15 protein-coding genes are annotated in these 14,977 nt (G+C 72.4%); 9 read left to right on the top strand and 6 right to left on the bottom strand.

Annotation, left to right across the window (positions count from 1 at the left end):
- Window position 1 precedes the first annotated feature (1 nt).
- Both J2X46_RS10735 and J2X46_RS10730 read right to left on the bottom strand, forming a co-directional pair.
- The gene (locus J2X46_RS10735; RefSeq protein WP_310250013.1) at window positions 2–1,339 is read right to left on the bottom strand and encodes a hypothetical protein; all 1,338 of its coding nucleotides are present in this window, start codon (window positions 1,337–1,339) and stop codon (window positions 2–4) included.
- Complete coding sequence (locus J2X46_RS10730; RefSeq protein ID WP_310250012.1) at window positions 1,336–2,676, bottom strand: hypothetical protein; 1,341 nt, start codon at window positions 2,674–2,676, stop codon at window positions 1,336–1,338. The genes J2X46_RS10735 and J2X46_RS10730 overlap by 4 nt, the downstream gene beginning before the upstream one ends.
- A 150-nt stretch (window positions 2,677–2,826) precedes the next feature.
- Between J2X46_RS10730 and J2X46_RS10725 the strand changes: the two genes are divergently transcribed.
- The 8 genes from J2X46_RS10725 to J2X46_RS10690 all read left to right on the top strand — a co-directional run bounded on the left by J2X46_RS10725 (window position 2,827) and on the right by J2X46_RS10690 (window position 10,450).
- Window positions 2,827–3,756, top strand: coding sequence for a phosphodiester glycosidase family protein (locus J2X46_RS10725; RefSeq protein WP_310250010.1), 930 nt, complete (start codon window positions 2,827–2,829; stop codon window positions 3,754–3,756).
- Between the two features lie 3 nt (window positions 3,757–3,759).
- Window positions 3,760–4,872, top strand: coding sequence for a glycosyltransferase family 2 protein (locus J2X46_RS10720; RefSeq protein WP_310250008.1), 1,113 nt, complete (start codon window positions 3,760–3,762; stop codon window positions 4,870–4,872).
- Between the two features lie 38 nt (window positions 4,873–4,910).
- On the top strand, window positions 4,911–6,434 hold the full coding sequence (locus tag J2X46_RS10715) for a carbohydrate-binding domain-containing protein (RefSeq protein WP_310250006.1): 1,524 nt from the start codon (window positions 4,911–4,913) through the stop codon (window positions 6,432–6,434).
- 54 nt (window positions 6,435–6,488) lie between these two features.
- Window positions 6,489–6,956: a hypothetical protein gene (locus J2X46_RS10710; protein ID WP_310250005.1), complete on the top strand. Its 468-nt coding sequence runs from the start codon at window positions 6,489–6,491 to the stop codon at window positions 6,954–6,956.
- 119 nt (window positions 6,957–7,075) lie between these two features.
- The gene (locus J2X46_RS10705) at window positions 7,076–8,023 is read left to right on the top strand and encodes a succinylglutamate desuccinylase/aspartoacylase family protein (protein ID WP_310250003.1); all 948 of its coding nucleotides are present in this window, start codon (window positions 7,076–7,078) and stop codon (window positions 8,021–8,023) included.
- Window positions 8,024–8,033: 10 nt separating this feature from the next.
- Window positions 8,034–9,233 (top strand): cysteine desulfurase-like protein, encoded by a 1,200-nt coding sequence (locus tag J2X46_RS10700; RefSeq protein ID WP_310250001.1) that lies wholly within the window; start codon window positions 8,034–8,036, stop codon window positions 9,231–9,233.
- Between the two features lie 40 nt (window positions 9,234–9,273).
- On the top strand, window positions 9,274–9,621 hold the full coding sequence (locus tag J2X46_RS10695; protein WP_310249998.1) for a helix-turn-helix transcriptional regulator: 348 nt from the start codon (window positions 9,274–9,276) through the stop codon (window positions 9,619–9,621).
- On the top strand, window positions 9,614–10,450 hold the full coding sequence (locus J2X46_RS10690; RefSeq protein ID WP_310249995.1) for a hypothetical protein: 837 nt from the start codon (window positions 9,614–9,616) through the stop codon (window positions 10,448–10,450). Before J2X46_RS10695 ends, J2X46_RS10690 begins: the two co-directional genes overlap by 8 nt.
- Window position 10,451: 1 nt before the next feature.
- Here J2X46_RS10690 and J2X46_RS10685 read toward each other — a convergent pair whose 3' ends face one another.
- On the bottom strand, window positions 10,452–11,297 hold the full coding sequence (locus J2X46_RS10685) for a hypothetical protein (protein ID WP_310249992.1): 846 nt from the start codon (window positions 11,295–11,297) through the stop codon (window positions 10,452–10,454).
- Window positions 11,298–11,340: 43 nt separating this feature from the next.
- Window positions 11,341–11,559 (bottom strand): hypothetical protein, encoded by a 219-nt coding sequence (locus J2X46_RS10680; RefSeq protein WP_310249989.1) that lies wholly within the window; start codon window positions 11,557–11,559, stop codon window positions 11,341–11,343.
- A 143-nt stretch (window positions 11,560–11,702) separates the two neighbouring features.
- Between J2X46_RS10680 and J2X46_RS10675 the strand changes: the two genes are divergently transcribed.
- The gene (locus J2X46_RS10675; protein WP_310249983.1) at window positions 11,703–12,746 is read left to right on the top strand and encodes a DNA polymerase IV; all 1,044 of its coding nucleotides are present in this window, start codon (window positions 11,703–11,705) and stop codon (window positions 12,744–12,746) included.
- On the opposite strand, the gene J2X46_RS10670 is transcribed toward J2X46_RS10675, so the two are convergent.
- Both J2X46_RS10670 and J2X46_RS10665 read right to left on the bottom strand, forming a co-directional pair.
- A complete protein-coding gene (locus J2X46_RS10670; RefSeq protein ID WP_310249980.1) occupies window positions 12,743–13,438 on the bottom strand; it encodes a ZIP family metal transporter in 696 nt (231 codons plus the stop codon). The genes J2X46_RS10675 and J2X46_RS10670 overlap by 4 nt on opposite strands.
- 19 nt (window positions 13,439–13,457) lie before the next feature.
- Window positions 13,458–14,924, bottom strand: coding sequence for a peptide MFS transporter (locus tag J2X46_RS10665; RefSeq protein WP_310249977.1), 1,467 nt, complete (start codon window positions 14,922–14,924; stop codon window positions 13,458–13,460).
- Between the last annotated feature and the right edge of the window lie 53 nt (window positions 14,925–14,977).

Below are 14,977 nucleotides of genomic sequence, written 5' to 3'. Positions count from 1 at the left end.
CTCAGCGGAGCTTGACCTCGCAGCTCCTCAGCCTCTCGCCGGAGCAGCGGTCGCGGTTGGCGTTGCCGTCGATCCTGTCGCGCCCCGGCCCGCCGACGAGCAGGTCCCTGCCGCGGCTGCCGGAGAGGGTGTCGTTGCCGCCGTCGCCGTAGAGGCGGATCGTCGACTTCCGGGCGTCGCAGTCGAGCAGGTAGCCGTCGTCGCCGGTGCGGTAGGACTCCAGCGTGTCCTCGCCGGCGCGGCCGCGGATGGTCGCCGTGCAGGCGTAGAAGCGGATGTCGTCGGCCTTCTTCGTGCCGCGGACGGTCATCCGCTTCGCCCCCACGCGGACGTCCTCCCAGCTCCCGAACGCGCTGCGCTGGGTCTTGCCGAAGAACCTGTTCTCCAGCCGGTCCCGGCCCAGGTCGAGGTCGAGCCGCGAGCCGGCCCACAGGTCGACCGCGTCCTCGCCCGGACCGCCGAGGTAGGCGCTGCCCTTCCAGCCGATGCCGTCCGGCGCGAGCAGGGTGTCGTCGCCCCTGGCCAGGTTGAGGCGCAGCTTCGTGCGTGCGCCGCGGTTGAGGAGGACGCTGACGTACTCGTCGCGGTCACTGCCGGTGACGGACAGGGAGCGCGGCGCGCCAGGACCCAGGTCGAAGCGGGTGACGTCTCCCGTCCAGGAGAGCACCGGTGCACCGTCCTCGGTCCAGGTCCGCCGGGCGGCGTCGAAGACCAGGTCGCCGACTCCGAGGGCCGGTCGCAGCTCGGCCGAGGAGCCGACCGCCACCTGCGAGCCGGGCGCCTGGATGCCGTACCAGTAGACGATGTGCCCGTCACCAGCGAGCTGCAGGGTGTCGGGGTTCGGCACGTCGCGCATCCCGGTGAAGAACTGGTCGGCGGACTGCCCCGGGCGCACACCGGTCGTCGCGACGACGGCGTCGGCCTCCAGATCCACCGGCCCCGCGTCGTTGGACCCGAGGACGACGTAGTCCCGGCCCAGCGAGGCGGTGTAGTGGTCCGACCCGGTGCCGAGCTCGGCGTCGATCGACGACTGAGAGGCGGAGGCGTCCACCACGTCGTTGCCCGCACCGGTGCGCAGCTGCACGATGCCCGGGCGGGTCACGTCGGTGACGCAGACGAGGTCGTCACCACCCAGGGTGTCGACGCCGGTGGCGCCGTTGGTCACCACGACGTCACGTCCCTCCGTGCCGACGAGCCCGGTCTGCAACGGCTGTCCCACGATCGTCGCGGGCTGCCCCTGGCACGTCTCGCCCGCGGCGGAGGCGGGCGGAGTGCCCGCCACGGTGCCGGCGAGGAGGCCGGCCGCAAGACCGGCTGCGGACACGAAGCGGCCCTTCACGACGTCACCTTGATCTCGCAGCTCCGCAGCTTCTCGCCGCTGCAGCGGTCGCGGTCGCTGTTGCCGAAGACAGTGTCACGCCCCGGCCCCCCGACGAGCAGGTCGCGACCGGTGCCGCCCCGCAGGGTGTCGTTGCCGCGGCCGCCGAAGAGGCGGAACGCGCGCGTCCCGCACTCCAGCCGTGTCGGGAAGCGCCTGCCCGAGGTGTTCCCGCCGATGACGTCCTTCCCGCCGCGGCCGCGCACCGTCGCCCGGCACGCGCGGAAGGGCAGGGCGTCGGCCTTCGGGGTGCCGGTCAGGACCAGCTTCCTCGCCCCGACGAGCTGGCTCTCGAAGCCGGTGAACGTGCTGCGGAAGGTCGTCCCGCTGCGCACCCTCTTGATCCGCTCCTGCGCGAGGTCGACGTCGAGGTTCGTGCCTCCCCAGATGAGAGCGTGGTCCTTGCCGGGACCGCCGATGTAGCGGCTCCCGCGGGAGCCGAGGCTGTCGCCCGCGCCCATCCACAGGTTGTCGTCGCCCCCGCCGAGGTCGATGCGCTGGTCCACGGTGTGGGCGTCCGCGAAGTCGAGCTCGAGCTCCTCGTCGCGGTCGCTCCCGACGAAGGAGAACGACGACGGGGTGCCCGAGGGGGCGCCCCCCGTGCGGTAGCGGTCGAACCCGGTCCAGCGCAGCTGGAGGGCCCCGTCCTGGCTCATCGTGCCCGAGACGGCGTCGACGACCACCGCGCCGCTGCCCACCGTGAAGTCGAGCTTGCTGCCGCCTCCGCCGTCGAGACGACCCCCTGCCGCGAGCGGACCGACCCAGGTGAGGCGTCCTCCGCCACCGCTGAGCACGACGGTGTCGCTGTTGAGCACCGTGCGGTCGGAGCCCGAGAAGACGAGGTCGGTGCCGCCGGCACCCGTGGTGACGACGTCCGGCTCGGTGTCGACGGACGTGCCCGTGGCGAAGGGGTTGGTGCCGGCGTAGACCGACTCACCATGGGGTGACCCGGTATAGGTGTCACTGCCCGTGCCGAGCGCGGTCCAGACGTCGCTGCCCGACGCCGAGGCGTCGACGACGTCGTCGCCGGCACCCGCGTCGACGACCACGTGCGGCTGCGTCGGCGTGCCGCCGGTGACGCACACCAGGTCGTCGCCGCCGAGCGCACTCACCGAGGTGGCGCCGTTGGTGACGATGACGTCGGCGCCCTCCGTCCCGGTCAGGCCGAACTGACCCGGCGTGCCGACGATCGTCGCCGGCTGTCCCTGGCAGGTCTCGCCCGCGGCGTACGCCGTCGGGGTGGCCAGGAGTGCCGAAGCGGCGAGGAGGCCGGTGGCCAGGAGGGGCGTCGTGCGCATGAAGTCTCTTCCGTCCGAGTGCGGGTCACCTGTCTGACGCAGCCGGACCGCCAGAAGTTGCGACGGCCCGGGACCGCTCCCCGCCGAGGTCACACCGGATCGCTGGCTGCACCACAGTGTCCGGACAGCGGCGCCTCGCATCGTCGGGGCATGCCTGCACCCTCGCGCCGCGCCTTCCTCATCGGCGGCCTGACCACCCTGACCCTCACGACCGGCGGCGGCGCCTGGGCGCTCGACCGCTACGTCGTCGACCACGTCGAGGTCGCCGACGCCTCGGCGTACGAGGCGAGCCAGGGCAGCGACGGCACCGAGCTCGACACCTCGCAGGCCGTGCTGACCGACGACAGCTGGAGCGCCGACGGGACGACGATCACCGTGAAGGAGGTCAGCACCGGCAGCGGCGACGCGACCGTGACGTACTTCGTCGCCGACCTCGTGCTCAGCGACGCGACCGTGCTGCGGTCGGCCTTCGCCGGCGACGCCTTCGGCACCAACATCGTCGACGAGACCTCCGACATCGCCGAGCAGAACGGCGCGATCTTCACCATCAACGGCGACTACTACGGCTTCCGCGAGACCGGCATCGTGGTGCGCAACGGCGTCGCCTACCGCGATGCCGGCGCCCGCGAGGGGCTCGCGTTCTACCGCGACGGACACGTCGAGCTCTACGACGAGACCGCGACCGACGCCCAGAGCCTCGTCGACGACGGGGTCTGGAACACGCTGTCCTTCGGCCCAGCGCTCGTCGCCGACGGCGAGGTGCTGGACGGGATCGACGACGTCGAGGTCGACACCAACTTCGGCAACCACTCGATCCAGGGCGACCAGCCGCGCACCGCGATCGGCGTCGTCGACGACAACCACCTCGTGCTCGTCGTGGTCGACGGTCGGTCCACCGGCTACAGCGCCGGCGCCTCGATGACCGAGCTCGCCACGTTGATGAAGAGCCTCGGCGCCGTCACCGCCTACAACATCGACGGCGGCGGCTCCTCGACGATGTACTTCGACGGCGAGGTGGTCAACCGCCCCAGCAACGGCGGCGAGCGCGGCACCTCCGACATCCTCTACGTCAAGGGCTGACCCGTGCCGGCCCCGACGCTGCTGGTCCCGGCGTACTGCCCCGGACCCGCCCTCCTCCGCACCCTCGCCGACGTGCGCGTGGCGCGTCCCGACTGGGCGATCCTCGTCGTCGACGACGGCTCCGGTGAGGAGTACGACCACGTCCTCGCGCAAGCGCGCACGGCCGGCGCCGAGGTGCTGACCCTTCCGGTCAACCGCGGCAAGGGGGCGGCGCTCAAGGCGGGCTTCGCGCACCTGGCCGCCACTCGACCCGGCTCGCCGGTGGTGTGCGCCGACGCCGACGGACAGCACGCGCTGCACGACATCCTCGCCGTCGGCGAGCGCCTGCTCGAGGACCCCACCGCCCGACGCGTGGTGCTCGGCTCCCGCACCTTCGACGCCCACGTCCCGCTGCGCAGCCGGATCGGCAACACCGTCACCCGCTGGCTCTTCACCGCGGCCACCCGCACCCGCGTCACCGACACCCAGACCGGTCTCCGCGGCCTGCCCGCCGGGCTCCTGGAGTGGGCGTGCTCGGTGCCGGGTGAGAGGTACGAGTACGAGCTGCAGGTGTTGCTCCATGCCGGCCGGTCCGGCATCGTCCTCGACCAGGTGCCGATCGCGACGATCTACCTCGACGACAACAGCTCGTCGCACTTCCGGCCGGTCGTCGACTCGGTGCGGGTCTACGCACCACTGCTCGTCTTCCTCGCCTCCGCCCTCGCTGCCTTCGCGATCGACACCCTCGCGCTCCTGCTGCTCCAGGCCCTGACGGGAGACCTCCTCGTCTCCGTCGTCGGCGCCCGCCTCACCAGCGCCGGGGTCAACTTCGTCGTCAACCGGCGACTGGTGTTCGACGGCGAGCACCGCGTCCGTACGGGCCGCGCCGCCCGCCGCTACGCCGCGCTCGCGACGTGCCTGCTCGGTCTCAACTACCTGCTCCTCAGCGGCCTCACCGGACTGGGCCTCGCCCTCCTCCCGGCCAAGGTCCTGACCGAGCTCGCGCTGGTCTCCACCAGCTTCGCCGCCCAGCGGGCCTACGTCTTCCGGCCTCACCGGAACCTCACAGGAGGCGCACAAGGAGAGCCCACGCCCTCGACAGGTCCGACCAGCAGCATCGATCTCACCAGCCGCTGACCCGGCACGACCCGATCCACCGACGAAAGGCCGCATCCATGCGCCTCCCCTCCCGACCGGCCCGGCTCCGCCAGGCCGTCGCCGCCTCCGCGGCCGCCCTGCTCCTCGCCGGGTGCGGCGCCTCCGTGGCCAGCGACACGACCAGCACCGCGACGACGTCGAGCTCGTCCAGCAGCTCCACCACCGTCACGACGAGCGACGGCACGACGGTCGACGGCGCGCTCGCCGACGACATCGCCGTCGAGACCGGCGACACCTCCTACGACGAGGCCGACGCCACGACCATCACCCTGTCCGGCTCGAGCGCCGAGTCCGACAGCGACGCGGTCAGCACCTCCGACGGCACGGTGACCATCTCCGCGGCCGGCACCTACGTGCTCAGCGGCGACCTCACCGGCCAGGTCGTCGTCGACAGCACCGGCGACGGCGTCGTACGCCTCGTGCTCGACGACGCCTCGATCACCTCCGAGACCTCCGCCGCCATCGACGTCGTGGACGCCGAGTCCGTGGTCGTGGTGCTCGCCGACGGCAGCGACAACTCACTGGCCGACGCAACGACGTACGCCGACACGTCCGAGGACGCGCCCACCGGCACGCTCTACTCGACCGCCGACCTGACGATCGGCGGCACCGGCTCGCTGACGGTGACCGGCAACAGCAACAACGCGATCGTCGGCAAGGACGGCCTGGTGATCACCGGCGGCACCATCGACGTCACCTCCGTCGACGACGGCATCATCGGCAAGGACTACCTCGTCCTCACCGACGGCACCGTCACGGTCGATGCGACCGACGACGCCTTCAAGTCCGACAACACCGAGGACGCCGGCGCCGGCTTCGTGCTCATCGAGGGCGGCGAGCTGACGGTGACCTCGCAGGACGACGGCATCAAGGGCGTCCAGGTGCTCGTCTCCGGCGGCACGATCGACGTCGCGGAGTCCAACGAGGCCATGGAGGGCTCGCTGATCATCATCGACGACGGCGACATCGAGCTGCACTCCGCCGACGACGGCGTCAACGTCTCGTCCTCCGACGACAGCGCCTCGACCGACGGCCAGCCCGGGATGGGCGGCGGCATGGAGGCCGACGACTCGCTCCAGCTGTACGTCAACGGCGGCACCCTCGAGGTGTGGGCCAGCGGCGACGGTCTGGACTCCAACGGCTCGGCGACGATCACCGGCGGCGACATCGTGGTCTACGGCCCGACCACCGACGGCAACGGCGCACTCGACGTGAACGGCACCTTCGAGGTCACCGGCGGCACGCTGATGGCCGCCGGCAGCTCCGGGATGATGGTCGCCCCCTCGACCGACTCCGCCCAGGGCTGGATCGCCACCGCGCTCGACACCACGGCGACCGCGGGCTCGGAGGTCGCGATCACCGACGCCGACGGCGCCGAGGTGGCGACGTACACGATCGAGAAGGACTTCGCCTCCGTCGTCTACTCCTCCGCCGACATCACCCAGGGCGAGACCTACACGGTCACCGTCGACGGCAGCGCCACCACCGTCACCGCGGGCGAGGCGCCCGCCGGCGGCCACGGCGGCCCGATGGGCGGCTGAGCCATGACGACCCCTCCCACACCCGCACCCCGATCCGAACCAGAAGGAAGCACGATGAACGACACCACCCCCGACACCCCGACCACCGAGACCCCCGCAGCCGAGGCGATCAGCCCCGAGCAGCCCGCGCGCAGCCGCTCGTGGCACGTCGCCCGCGGCCGCCGCGCCATGGCAGCCGGCGCGGTCGTGGCCGGGCTCGCGATCGGCGGCGCCGGCTTCGGTGCCGGGTACGCCGTGGGCGACCACGGCTCCGACACCACCGGGACGACGCAGCAGACCACGCAGGACGGCTTCGGCGACCGCGGCTTCCCGGGCGGTGGCCCGGGTGGCGACATGGGCGCCCCTCCCGGCGACGGTCAGATGGGCGGCCAGATGGGCGGCCAGACCGACCAGCAGGGCGGCACGACCGGACAGCAGCCGGACTTCGACGGCGACGGCCAGCCCGACACGGACTCCGGCTCGAGCTCCGACTCGGGCTCCGACTCGGGCACCAGCAGCTCCGGGACCACCCAGAACAGCTGACCTCCAGACCGGTTCGCCCCGGGTCACCTCCTTCCCCCGGGGAGGTGCCCGGGGCGAGCCTTGCCCACCACTACCCTGAGCAGGGTGACCACCTCCGCCGCTCCCCGCAGGGCCGCGTAGTGGCACGCGAGTCGTTCGCCATCGGCAACGTCCGGATCCGGGCCGGGTCGCTGCGCGCGATCGAGCTGCCGATCACCCGGCTCGTCACCGGCTCCGACGTGACGCTGCCCGTCCGCGTCGTCCACGGCCGCGAGGACGGGCCGCGCGTGTGGATCGACGCGGCCATCCACGGCGACGAGGTCGTCGGCGTGGAGGTGATCCGCCAGGTGATGTCCGGGCTCGACCCGAAGACGTTCCGCGGGACGCTCGTCGCGGTGCCGATCGTCAACGTGCTCGGCTTCATGACCGGCGACCGCTACCTCCCCGACCGCCGCGACCTCAACCGCTCCTTCCCGGGCTCGGCCCGCGGCTCGCTGGCCAGCCGGATCGCCCACCTCTTCATGCAGGAGGTCGTCGCCGGCTGCGAGGTCGGCATCGACCTGCACACCGGGGCCGACCGCCGCAGCAACCTGCCGCAGATCCGGGCCGACCTCGACGACGACCGCACCCGCGAGCTGGCCGCCGCCTTCGGTGCGCCGGTGATGCTGCACGCCAAGATCCGCGACGGCTCGCTGCGCCACGCGGCCCGCGAGCAGGGCGCCAAGGTGCTGCTCTACGAGGCCGGCGAGCCCCTGCGCTTCGACGACTACGCCGTCGAGGCCGGCGTCGTCGGCGTACGCCGCGTGCTGGCCGCGCTCGGCATGACCGACCCGGTCGACGAGCCTCCCGTCGAGCCGAGCCTGGAGTGCCGGTCCAGCGGCTGGGTGCGCGCGCGGCGCACCGGGATCCTCCACCTCGACGCCCACCTCGGCCAGAAGGTCAGCGACGGCGAGCGCCTCGGCACCCTCTTCGACTCCTTCGGCAAGACGCTCCGCGCGGTCTACGCCAACCGCGACGGCATCGTGATCGGCCGCACCGAGGCACCGCTCGTGAACTCCGGCGACGCGGTCGTGCACATCGCCAACTAGCGTCTGCCACATGGCTTTCGACGTCGCCTCCTTCCGTGCGGGGTTCCCCTCCCTCACCTCCGGCATCGCGCACTTCGACAACCCCGGTGGCACCCAGACGCCCGCCGTCGTCGGCGAGGCGATCGCCCGCACCCTGACCGGCCCGCTGTCGCAGCGCGGCGCCGCGACGCTGAGCCAGCGCAACGCCGAGGAGGTGGTCGCCGGCTTCCGCTCCGCGATCGCCGACCTGCTCGGCGGCGTCCCCGGCGGCGTGGTCCACGGCCGCAGCGCGACGGCACTGACGTACGACTTCTCCCGCACGCTGGCGAAGACCTGGTCACCCGGCGACGAGGTCGTGCTCTGCGAGCTCGACCACGACTCCAACGTGCGCCCGTGGGTGCAGGCGGCCGAGCGGGCCGGCGTCACGGTGAGGTGGCTGCGCCTGGTGCCGGAGACCGGCGAGCTCGACCTCTCCTCGCTGGACGTGATCGGCCCGCGGACGCGACTCGTCGCCCTCACCGCGGCGTCCAACCTGCTCGGCACCCGCCCGCCCGTCGCCACCGTCGCGGCTCGCGCGCACGACGTCGGCGCACTGGTGTACGTCGACGCCGTCCACCACACCGCCCACGCGGCTCCCGACATCACGGCGATGGGTGCCGACCTCGTCGTGTGCTCTCCCTACAAGTTCTTCGGGCCGCACTGCGGCGCGCTCGTGGCCGACCCCGCGCTGCTCGAGACGCTCCGCCCCGACAAGCTCGTCCCGTCGACCGACGTCGTGCCCGAGCGCTTCGAGCTCGGGACGCTGCCGTACGAGCTGCTCGCCGGCGCGACGGCGGCGGTCGACTTCCTCGCCTCGTGGTCCCCCGTGGAGGCGAACCGCCGCGAACGCCTGGTCGCGGCGGCGGCCGACATCGCCGACCACGAGCTCCGGCTGCGGACCCGGATCGAGGCGGGGCTCGCCGACCTCGGCGACCGCCTCACCCTCCACTCACAGGCAGCCGAGCGGACCTCGACGCTGTTCGTCACGCTGCGCGACCGCCTGCCCGTCGAGGCGTACGAGCACCTGGCGAAGCAGGACGTCCTCGTCCCGGCAGGCACGTTCTACGCCTACGAGACCTTCCGCGCCCTCGGCCTGCCCGTCGACTCGGGCCTGCGCATCGGGCTCGCGGCCTACAACGACGACGCCGACGTGGACCGGCTGCTCGAGGGGCTCGCCGACTTCCTCACCTGATCCTTGCGCACGTATCTAGATACGTGTTGTACTTAGATACATGAGCGACACAGCGAGCTGGCCGACCCCGTGGGTCCGCGCCGCCCTCGACCTCGCCGTGCTGGCGAGTCTCACGGACGGGCGGCTCCACGGCTACGCCATCGCCCAAGCGCTGGCCGCGCACGGCTTCGGGCTGCTCAAGGGCGGCTCCCTCTACCCGGTCCTCAACCGGCTCGAGGAGGCCGGCGACGTCGAGGCCGCCTGGGTCGAGGGGCACGGCGGACCGGGTCGCCGGGAGTACGACCTGACGTCCGCCGGGCGTGGCCGGCTGGACCGCGAGCTCGCCTCCTGGCGAGAGCTCGGCGAGACGTTGACGACGATGAGCACGGCGGCGATCCGGAATGGCTGAGCAGACGACACCACTGGCGGCGACGCTGGAGGAGTTCGACCGGGCTCGCGGAGACGACATGGACGGGGTCTGGGCCTTCAGCGTCTCGTGGTCACTGATCATGCGCGACGTCGACCCGGGCCTGGTCCGGGAGGGTGTGGCCGAGGCGCTCGCGGTCGTCAGGCAGACCCAGGAGTCGCCGCAGGACCTGTTCGGGCCCCCACGCGATCACGCGGATGCGCTCTACGACCAGTGGCTCTCGGAGGGAAGGCTGGTGCTGGACGCACGCGTGACCTCGTGGTCAGGGGCGGTGCGCCTCGGTCTCGTACTGTCCGCTGCCTACGTCACCCTGTTCCTCGTCGTCGACCTCCTGCGCGGCGAGGCCACTGCCGCAGGGCTCATCCGGGTCGCGGCCATCTCGCTCGTGGCCGGTCTGGGATCGATGCTGGCGTACGCCGCGTGGGAGCGCCGACACCGGCCACGCGGCCTGGCGGTCGACGCCTCGACCGACCTGCGCTGGTCCGTCGAGCTCACCGAGATCCTCCGCACCCGCCACTCGATGTCCGGGCCACGGGTCCGGGGCATCGTCTCCGAGGCGCTCGCCCACGCCGCGGAGGCCGGTCGCCTGGTCCAGGAGGAGTTCGGGACGCCCGAGGAGTACGCCGCCCGCTTCGCGCCCGACGTCGCCCGCCGCTGCCTGCTGACCTCCGCGCTCCTGGGCGTCCTGGCCCTCGTGAACGTGATCCTGCTCATCGACGAACCCCACTGGTCGAACGCGGCTCTGCTGGTCGGCTTCGGCTGGCTCGCCATCGCCGAGCACCGGAAGTACCGGGCCCTTCGGGCTCGCTGACTCAGCGACGCCAGCGGTAGGTGCGCGTCCGGGCGCCGGGCCGGAAGCCGATGCCGCGGTAGAGCCGCGCCGGCGCCGGGTAGTCGTCATCGCCTCGCGGGCAGACCAGGCCCTCAGTGGCGCCGAGGTCACGGGCTGCGGTGAGCGCCGACACCGAGGCGGCGGTCGCCAGGCCACGGCGGCCGTGCTCCTCGACGCACCCGACCGGCTCGACGAGGGCGACGCCGGTCGTGTCGTCGACCCAGACGCAGCACGACGCCACCCATGTGCCGTCCGGTGCGACGACCACGTGGTCGGTCTCCGGGCGGTAGGGCGACGTCTGCATGAGTCGTCGGTAAGCAGCCGTCGTCACCCGCGACGTCGGCGACCAGGCCGCACGGTGGACGGCGGCCCGCTGCTCGTGCTCGCCCGGCCGCACCGCGCGGACGTCGTACCCCTCGGGGAGCGTGACGGGCGGCAGGTCGGCCAGGTCGAGGTGGTGGTGGGTGAACCACGGCGACTCGACCTCGGTGAACCCGGCGGCGGCCAGCACGTCGAGGACGGCGGTCTCGGTCTCCAACGTGCTGGTGGTGACCTCGTCCTCCGCCTCGGCGAGGGCGGCGTGCACGACCCGCTCGATGGCCTCCGGGTCTCGCCCGCAGACCTCCAGCCAGTCGCGCGACTCCAGCCACGCCCAGGCGGTGTCGGTGACGAAGGTCGGGCCGAGGTCGAGCACCTGCGGCTCGCCGTAGGACACCGACCACGCCAGCTGGCCGGGGTGGTGGCGCGACCCGTGCGACCACAGCTCGGAGGCGAGCGCCTGCATGCGGTGAAGGGCGTCGTCGACGTCGAGGCGCTCGGGTGTCATGGCCGCACTCTGGCAGCGCGGCGCCCGCGCACGCACCCGAGATTCAGTCCTCGACCTGGTCGGCGACCTCCTCGCCGGACGTGCCGCGCTCGGCCTCGGAGTCGACCTCGTCGGTGTCGACCGTGTCGCCGACGGTCGCGTTGCCACCGGGCTCGGCGTCGAGCGCCCGCTGCCGGTCCTCGTCGCTCACGCGCTCCCCGGCGCCGGGGAAGGCCGACTCGTCGGGGTGCTGTGCGTACGGATCGGGCTGGTCGCTCGTCATGGATTCGACCGTACGCCGACGACGTACGGCCGTGACCGCCCGCAGGGGTGGCGGCAGATCGCGTCGCAACCCGTCTCGGCCGCGCGATGTGCCGCCACCCCGACGCGCGCACCGGTGTCGGACCGCTCGGCCACAATGGCGAGGTGCCACAGCGCTGGGTGCTCCACGTCGACATGGACCAGTTCCTCGTCGCCGTCGAGCTGCTGCGCCGTCCCGAGCTGGTCGGCAAGCCGGTGGTGGTCGGCGGGCGTGGCGACCCGACCGAGCGCGCCGTGGTGTCGACGGCGTCCTACGAGGCGCGCGCCCACGGCGTGAGGAGCGGGCTGGCGTTGAAGATCGCGCACCGGCGCTCGCCCGACGCAGTGTTCCTGCCCGTCGACTTCCCCGTCTACGAGGAGGCCTCGGCGCGGGTCATGGAGACGCTGCGCGCCGTGCCCGGCGCGGTCGTGGAGGTGCTCGGCTGGGACGAGGCCTTCGTCGGCGTCGAGACCGACGACCCGCTGGCGAGCGCGCGTGAGATCCAGGCGGCGGTGCTCGAGGCGACCGGCCTGCACTGCTCGGTCGGCATCGGCGACACCCTGGTCCGGGCGAAGATCGCGACCGACTTCGGCAAGCCGCAGGGCACGTTCCGGCTCACCCGCGACAACTGGATGGAGGTCATGGGCGCCCGCCCGACCACCGCGCTCTGGGGCGTCGGCTCGAAGATCGGCAAGCGGCTCGAGGTGATCGGCCTGCGCACCGTCGAGGACCTCGCCGGTGCCGACGAGGAGGCGCTGGTCGCCGCGTTCGGCCCGACCAACGGCCCGCACATCGGCCGGCTCGGTCGCGGCGGGGGCCGCGCCTGGCCCGACGACACCCCGTGGGTCGCCCGCGCCCACGGCCGCGAGACGACCTACCAGGCCGACCTCACCGCACCCGCCGACGTCCTGGCGGCGATCGTCGAGCTCGCGGCGCGGGTCGTGGACGACGTACGGAAGGAGGGGCGCGCGGTGCAGCGGGTCCACCTGAAGATCCGGTTCGCGCCGTTCTTCACCTTCACCCGGATCCGCAAGCTCCCCGAGCCGACCTACGACGTCGACGCGATCGCGCAGACCGCCTACGCGCTCTACCTCGCCCTCGACGACGCCCGCCCGGTCCGGCTGCTCGGCGTGCGCGGGGAGATGGTGCCGCCGGAGGGCGGCTACTAGCCCCCGAGCAACGACAGACCGGCCGCGAGCGCGAAGCCGGCGACGGTCGCGAGGCCGGCGCGGTCCTTCGCCTTCTCCTTGGCCTCCGGGATCATCGAGTCGATCAGCATGGTGAGCAGCGCGCCGGCAGCAAAGCCGTCGATCGTGGCCTGGACCGTGGCACCGGCGGCGTCCATCGCGAGGTAGCCGATCACGGTGGCCAGGGCGCACGCGGCGGCAACGGCCGTCCAGAGCCGCAGCACCTGCACCGGCGTACGACCCGAGGCGCGCATGTCCGCACCCGAGCCGACCCCCTCGGGGAGGTTCGACACGAAGATCGCGACCAGCAGCGCTGCGCTGACGCCCTCTCCCGCTGCGAGCCCGATGCCGAGCACGGCCTGCTCGGGGATGCCGTCGAGGAAGGCGCCGAGCGCCAGGGTCGCGCCGCCGCCCGTGGAGCGCTTCCCCACGGCTCGATTGGCCAGGTAGAACGTCGCGGCGCCGAGGACCAGCCCGATCGCCACCGGCCAGGCGCCCCCGATCCGCAGCCCCTCCTCGGCGAGCTCGAAGGAGACGCTCGCGATCAGCGCACCGGCGCCGAACCCGAGGACCAGCCCGACGAACGTGTCGGACCACGTCCGCACCAGGGCGAGGGCGGCGCCCACCACCAGGGAGACGGCGGCCAGCGCTCCCCAGCCGAGGGACTCGATCACCGGGTCAGCATCGCAGGGGTCAGTCCACGCCTGCCATCAGCTTGTGGATCGGCTTCGAGGCCAGCATCACCACGACGCCTGTGACGACCGCGGCGAGGCCCACCCAGATGAAGAACGGCGCCTCCGCGTTCTCGTCGTAGTAGCCGGCCAGCGTGCCCGCCAGCGCGGTGCCCAGCGCGATCGAGAGGAAGTAGAGCGCGACCATCTGCGTCGCGAACTTCTTCGGCGCCAGCTTGGTCGCCGCGCTCAGGCCCACCGGCGAGATCAGCAGCTCGGCCAGCGTGAAGACCAGCAGGATGCCGACGATGCCCAGCAGCGGAGCCGTGTTCTCGCCGCTCGGCATCGGCAGGAAGCAGAAGAACGCGACGCCCATCAGCGCGGTGCCAGCGCCGAACTTGAACGGCGTCACCGGCTGCCGGTCGCCGAGTTTGGTCCACATCGCCGCGAAGACGCCGGCCAGCACGATGATGAAGACCGGGTTGATGCTGTTCACCCACGCGACGGGCATCTCCCAGCCGAACAGGTCGCGGTCGAGCCGCTTGTCGGCGTAGATCGCGACGACGGTGAACTGCTGCTGGTAGAGCGACCAGAAGACGACGTTGCACACGAAGAGCGGGATGAAGGCGAAGACCCGGCTGCGCTCCGTCCCGGTGACCTGCTTGTCCGTCAGGAGCAGGGCGAAGTACGCGATGGCAGCCACGAGGCTGATCCCGATCACGATGTTCGCGAGCCGGTCCGCGGTGATCACGTCGGCCCACACCAGTACGCCGATGAGCACAAGGAGGCCGGCCGCGCCGGCGGCGTACCCCACGCCACGGCCAGCGGGCAGCGGGTTGGCGACGTGGTGCGTCTCCTCGGGCAGGCGACCGCGGAAGATCGCGTACTGCGTCAGGCCGAGCGCCATGCCGACGGCTGCGGCGCCGAAGCCCCAGTGGAAGCCGATCTCCTTCTGGAGCAGGCCCGTCAGCAGCGGGCCGATCAGAGCGCCGATGTTGATGCCCATGTAGAACAGCGAGAAGCCGGCGTCGCGGCGCGGGTCGTGCTCGTCGTACAACGAGCCCACGAGCGCTGTCGCGTTGGCCTTCACGCCACCGGAGCCGAGCGCGATCAGCACCAGGCCGACGCCGACGCCGACGAGCCCGGGGAGGATCGCGAGGGCGATGTGGCCGCTCATCACGCAGACCGCGGCGTAGAACAGCGTCCGCTCGGGGCCGATCAGTCGGTCGGCGAACCAGGCGCCGAGGATGGTCGAGAGGTAGACGGCACCGCCGTAGGCGCCGACGATGCCCGTGGCCACCGTCTCGTCGATGCCCAGGCCGCCCTTGGCCGCCGAGTAGTACAGGTAGATGACCAGGATGCCCTGCATGCCGTAGAAGCTGAACCGCTCCCACAGCTCCACGCCGAAGAGGTTGGCCAGCACACCCGGCTGGCCGAAGAAGCTCCGGTCGGATCGTGTGTCGTGCGTCTTCTGTTGTGTCTCACTCACCCGCCCACGGTGCCACCGCGCCCCGCGGATGTCTCCACCCGGGGGCGCGGGGC

It is taken from the genome of Nocardioides sp. BE266 (assembly GCF_031457855.1).
GTDB lineage: Bacteria > Actinomycetota > Actinomycetes > Propionibacteriales > Nocardioidaceae > Nocardioides.
The sequence above is the reverse complement of the archived record's forward strand: the minus strand, read 5'-3'. Positions and strand labels throughout refer to the sequence as shown.

Excerpts from the sequence above, each read along its gene's own strand:
- J2X46_RS10725 (WP_310250010.1), top strand. The coding sequence starts at position 2,827 with ATGCCTGCACCCTCGCGCCGCGCCTTCCTCATCGGCGGCCTGACCACC.
- J2X46_RS10730 (WP_310250012.1), bottom strand. The coding sequence starts at position 2,676 with ATGCGCACGACGCCCCTCCTGGCCACCGGCCTCCTCGCCGCTTCGGCA.
- J2X46_RS10680 (WP_310249989.1), bottom strand. The coding sequence starts at position 11,559 with ATGACGAGCGACCAGCCCGATCCGTACGCACAGCACCCCGACGAGTCG.
- J2X46_RS10695 (WP_310249998.1), top strand. The coding sequence starts at position 9,274 with ATGAGCGACACAGCGAGCTGGCCGACCCCGTGGGTCCGCGCCGCCCTC.
- J2X46_RS10685 (WP_310249992.1), bottom strand. The coding sequence starts at position 11,297 with ATGACACCCGAGCGCCTCGACGTCGACGACGCCCTTCACCGCATGCAG.
- J2X46_RS10700 (WP_310250001.1), top strand. The coding sequence starts at position 8,034 with ATGGCTTTCGACGTCGCCTCCTTCCGTGCGGGGTTCCCCTCCCTCACC.
- J2X46_RS10710 (WP_310250005.1), top strand. The coding sequence starts at position 6,489 with ATGAACGACACCACCCCCGACACCCCGACCACCGAGACCCCCGCAGCC.
- J2X46_RS10715 (WP_310250006.1), top strand. The coding sequence starts at position 4,911 with ATGCGCCTCCCCTCCCGACCGGCCCGGCTCCGCCAGGCCGTCGCCGCC.
- J2X46_RS10690 (WP_310249995.1), top strand. The coding sequence starts at position 9,614 with ATGGCTGAGCAGACGACACCACTGGCGGCGACGCTGGAGGAGTTCGAC.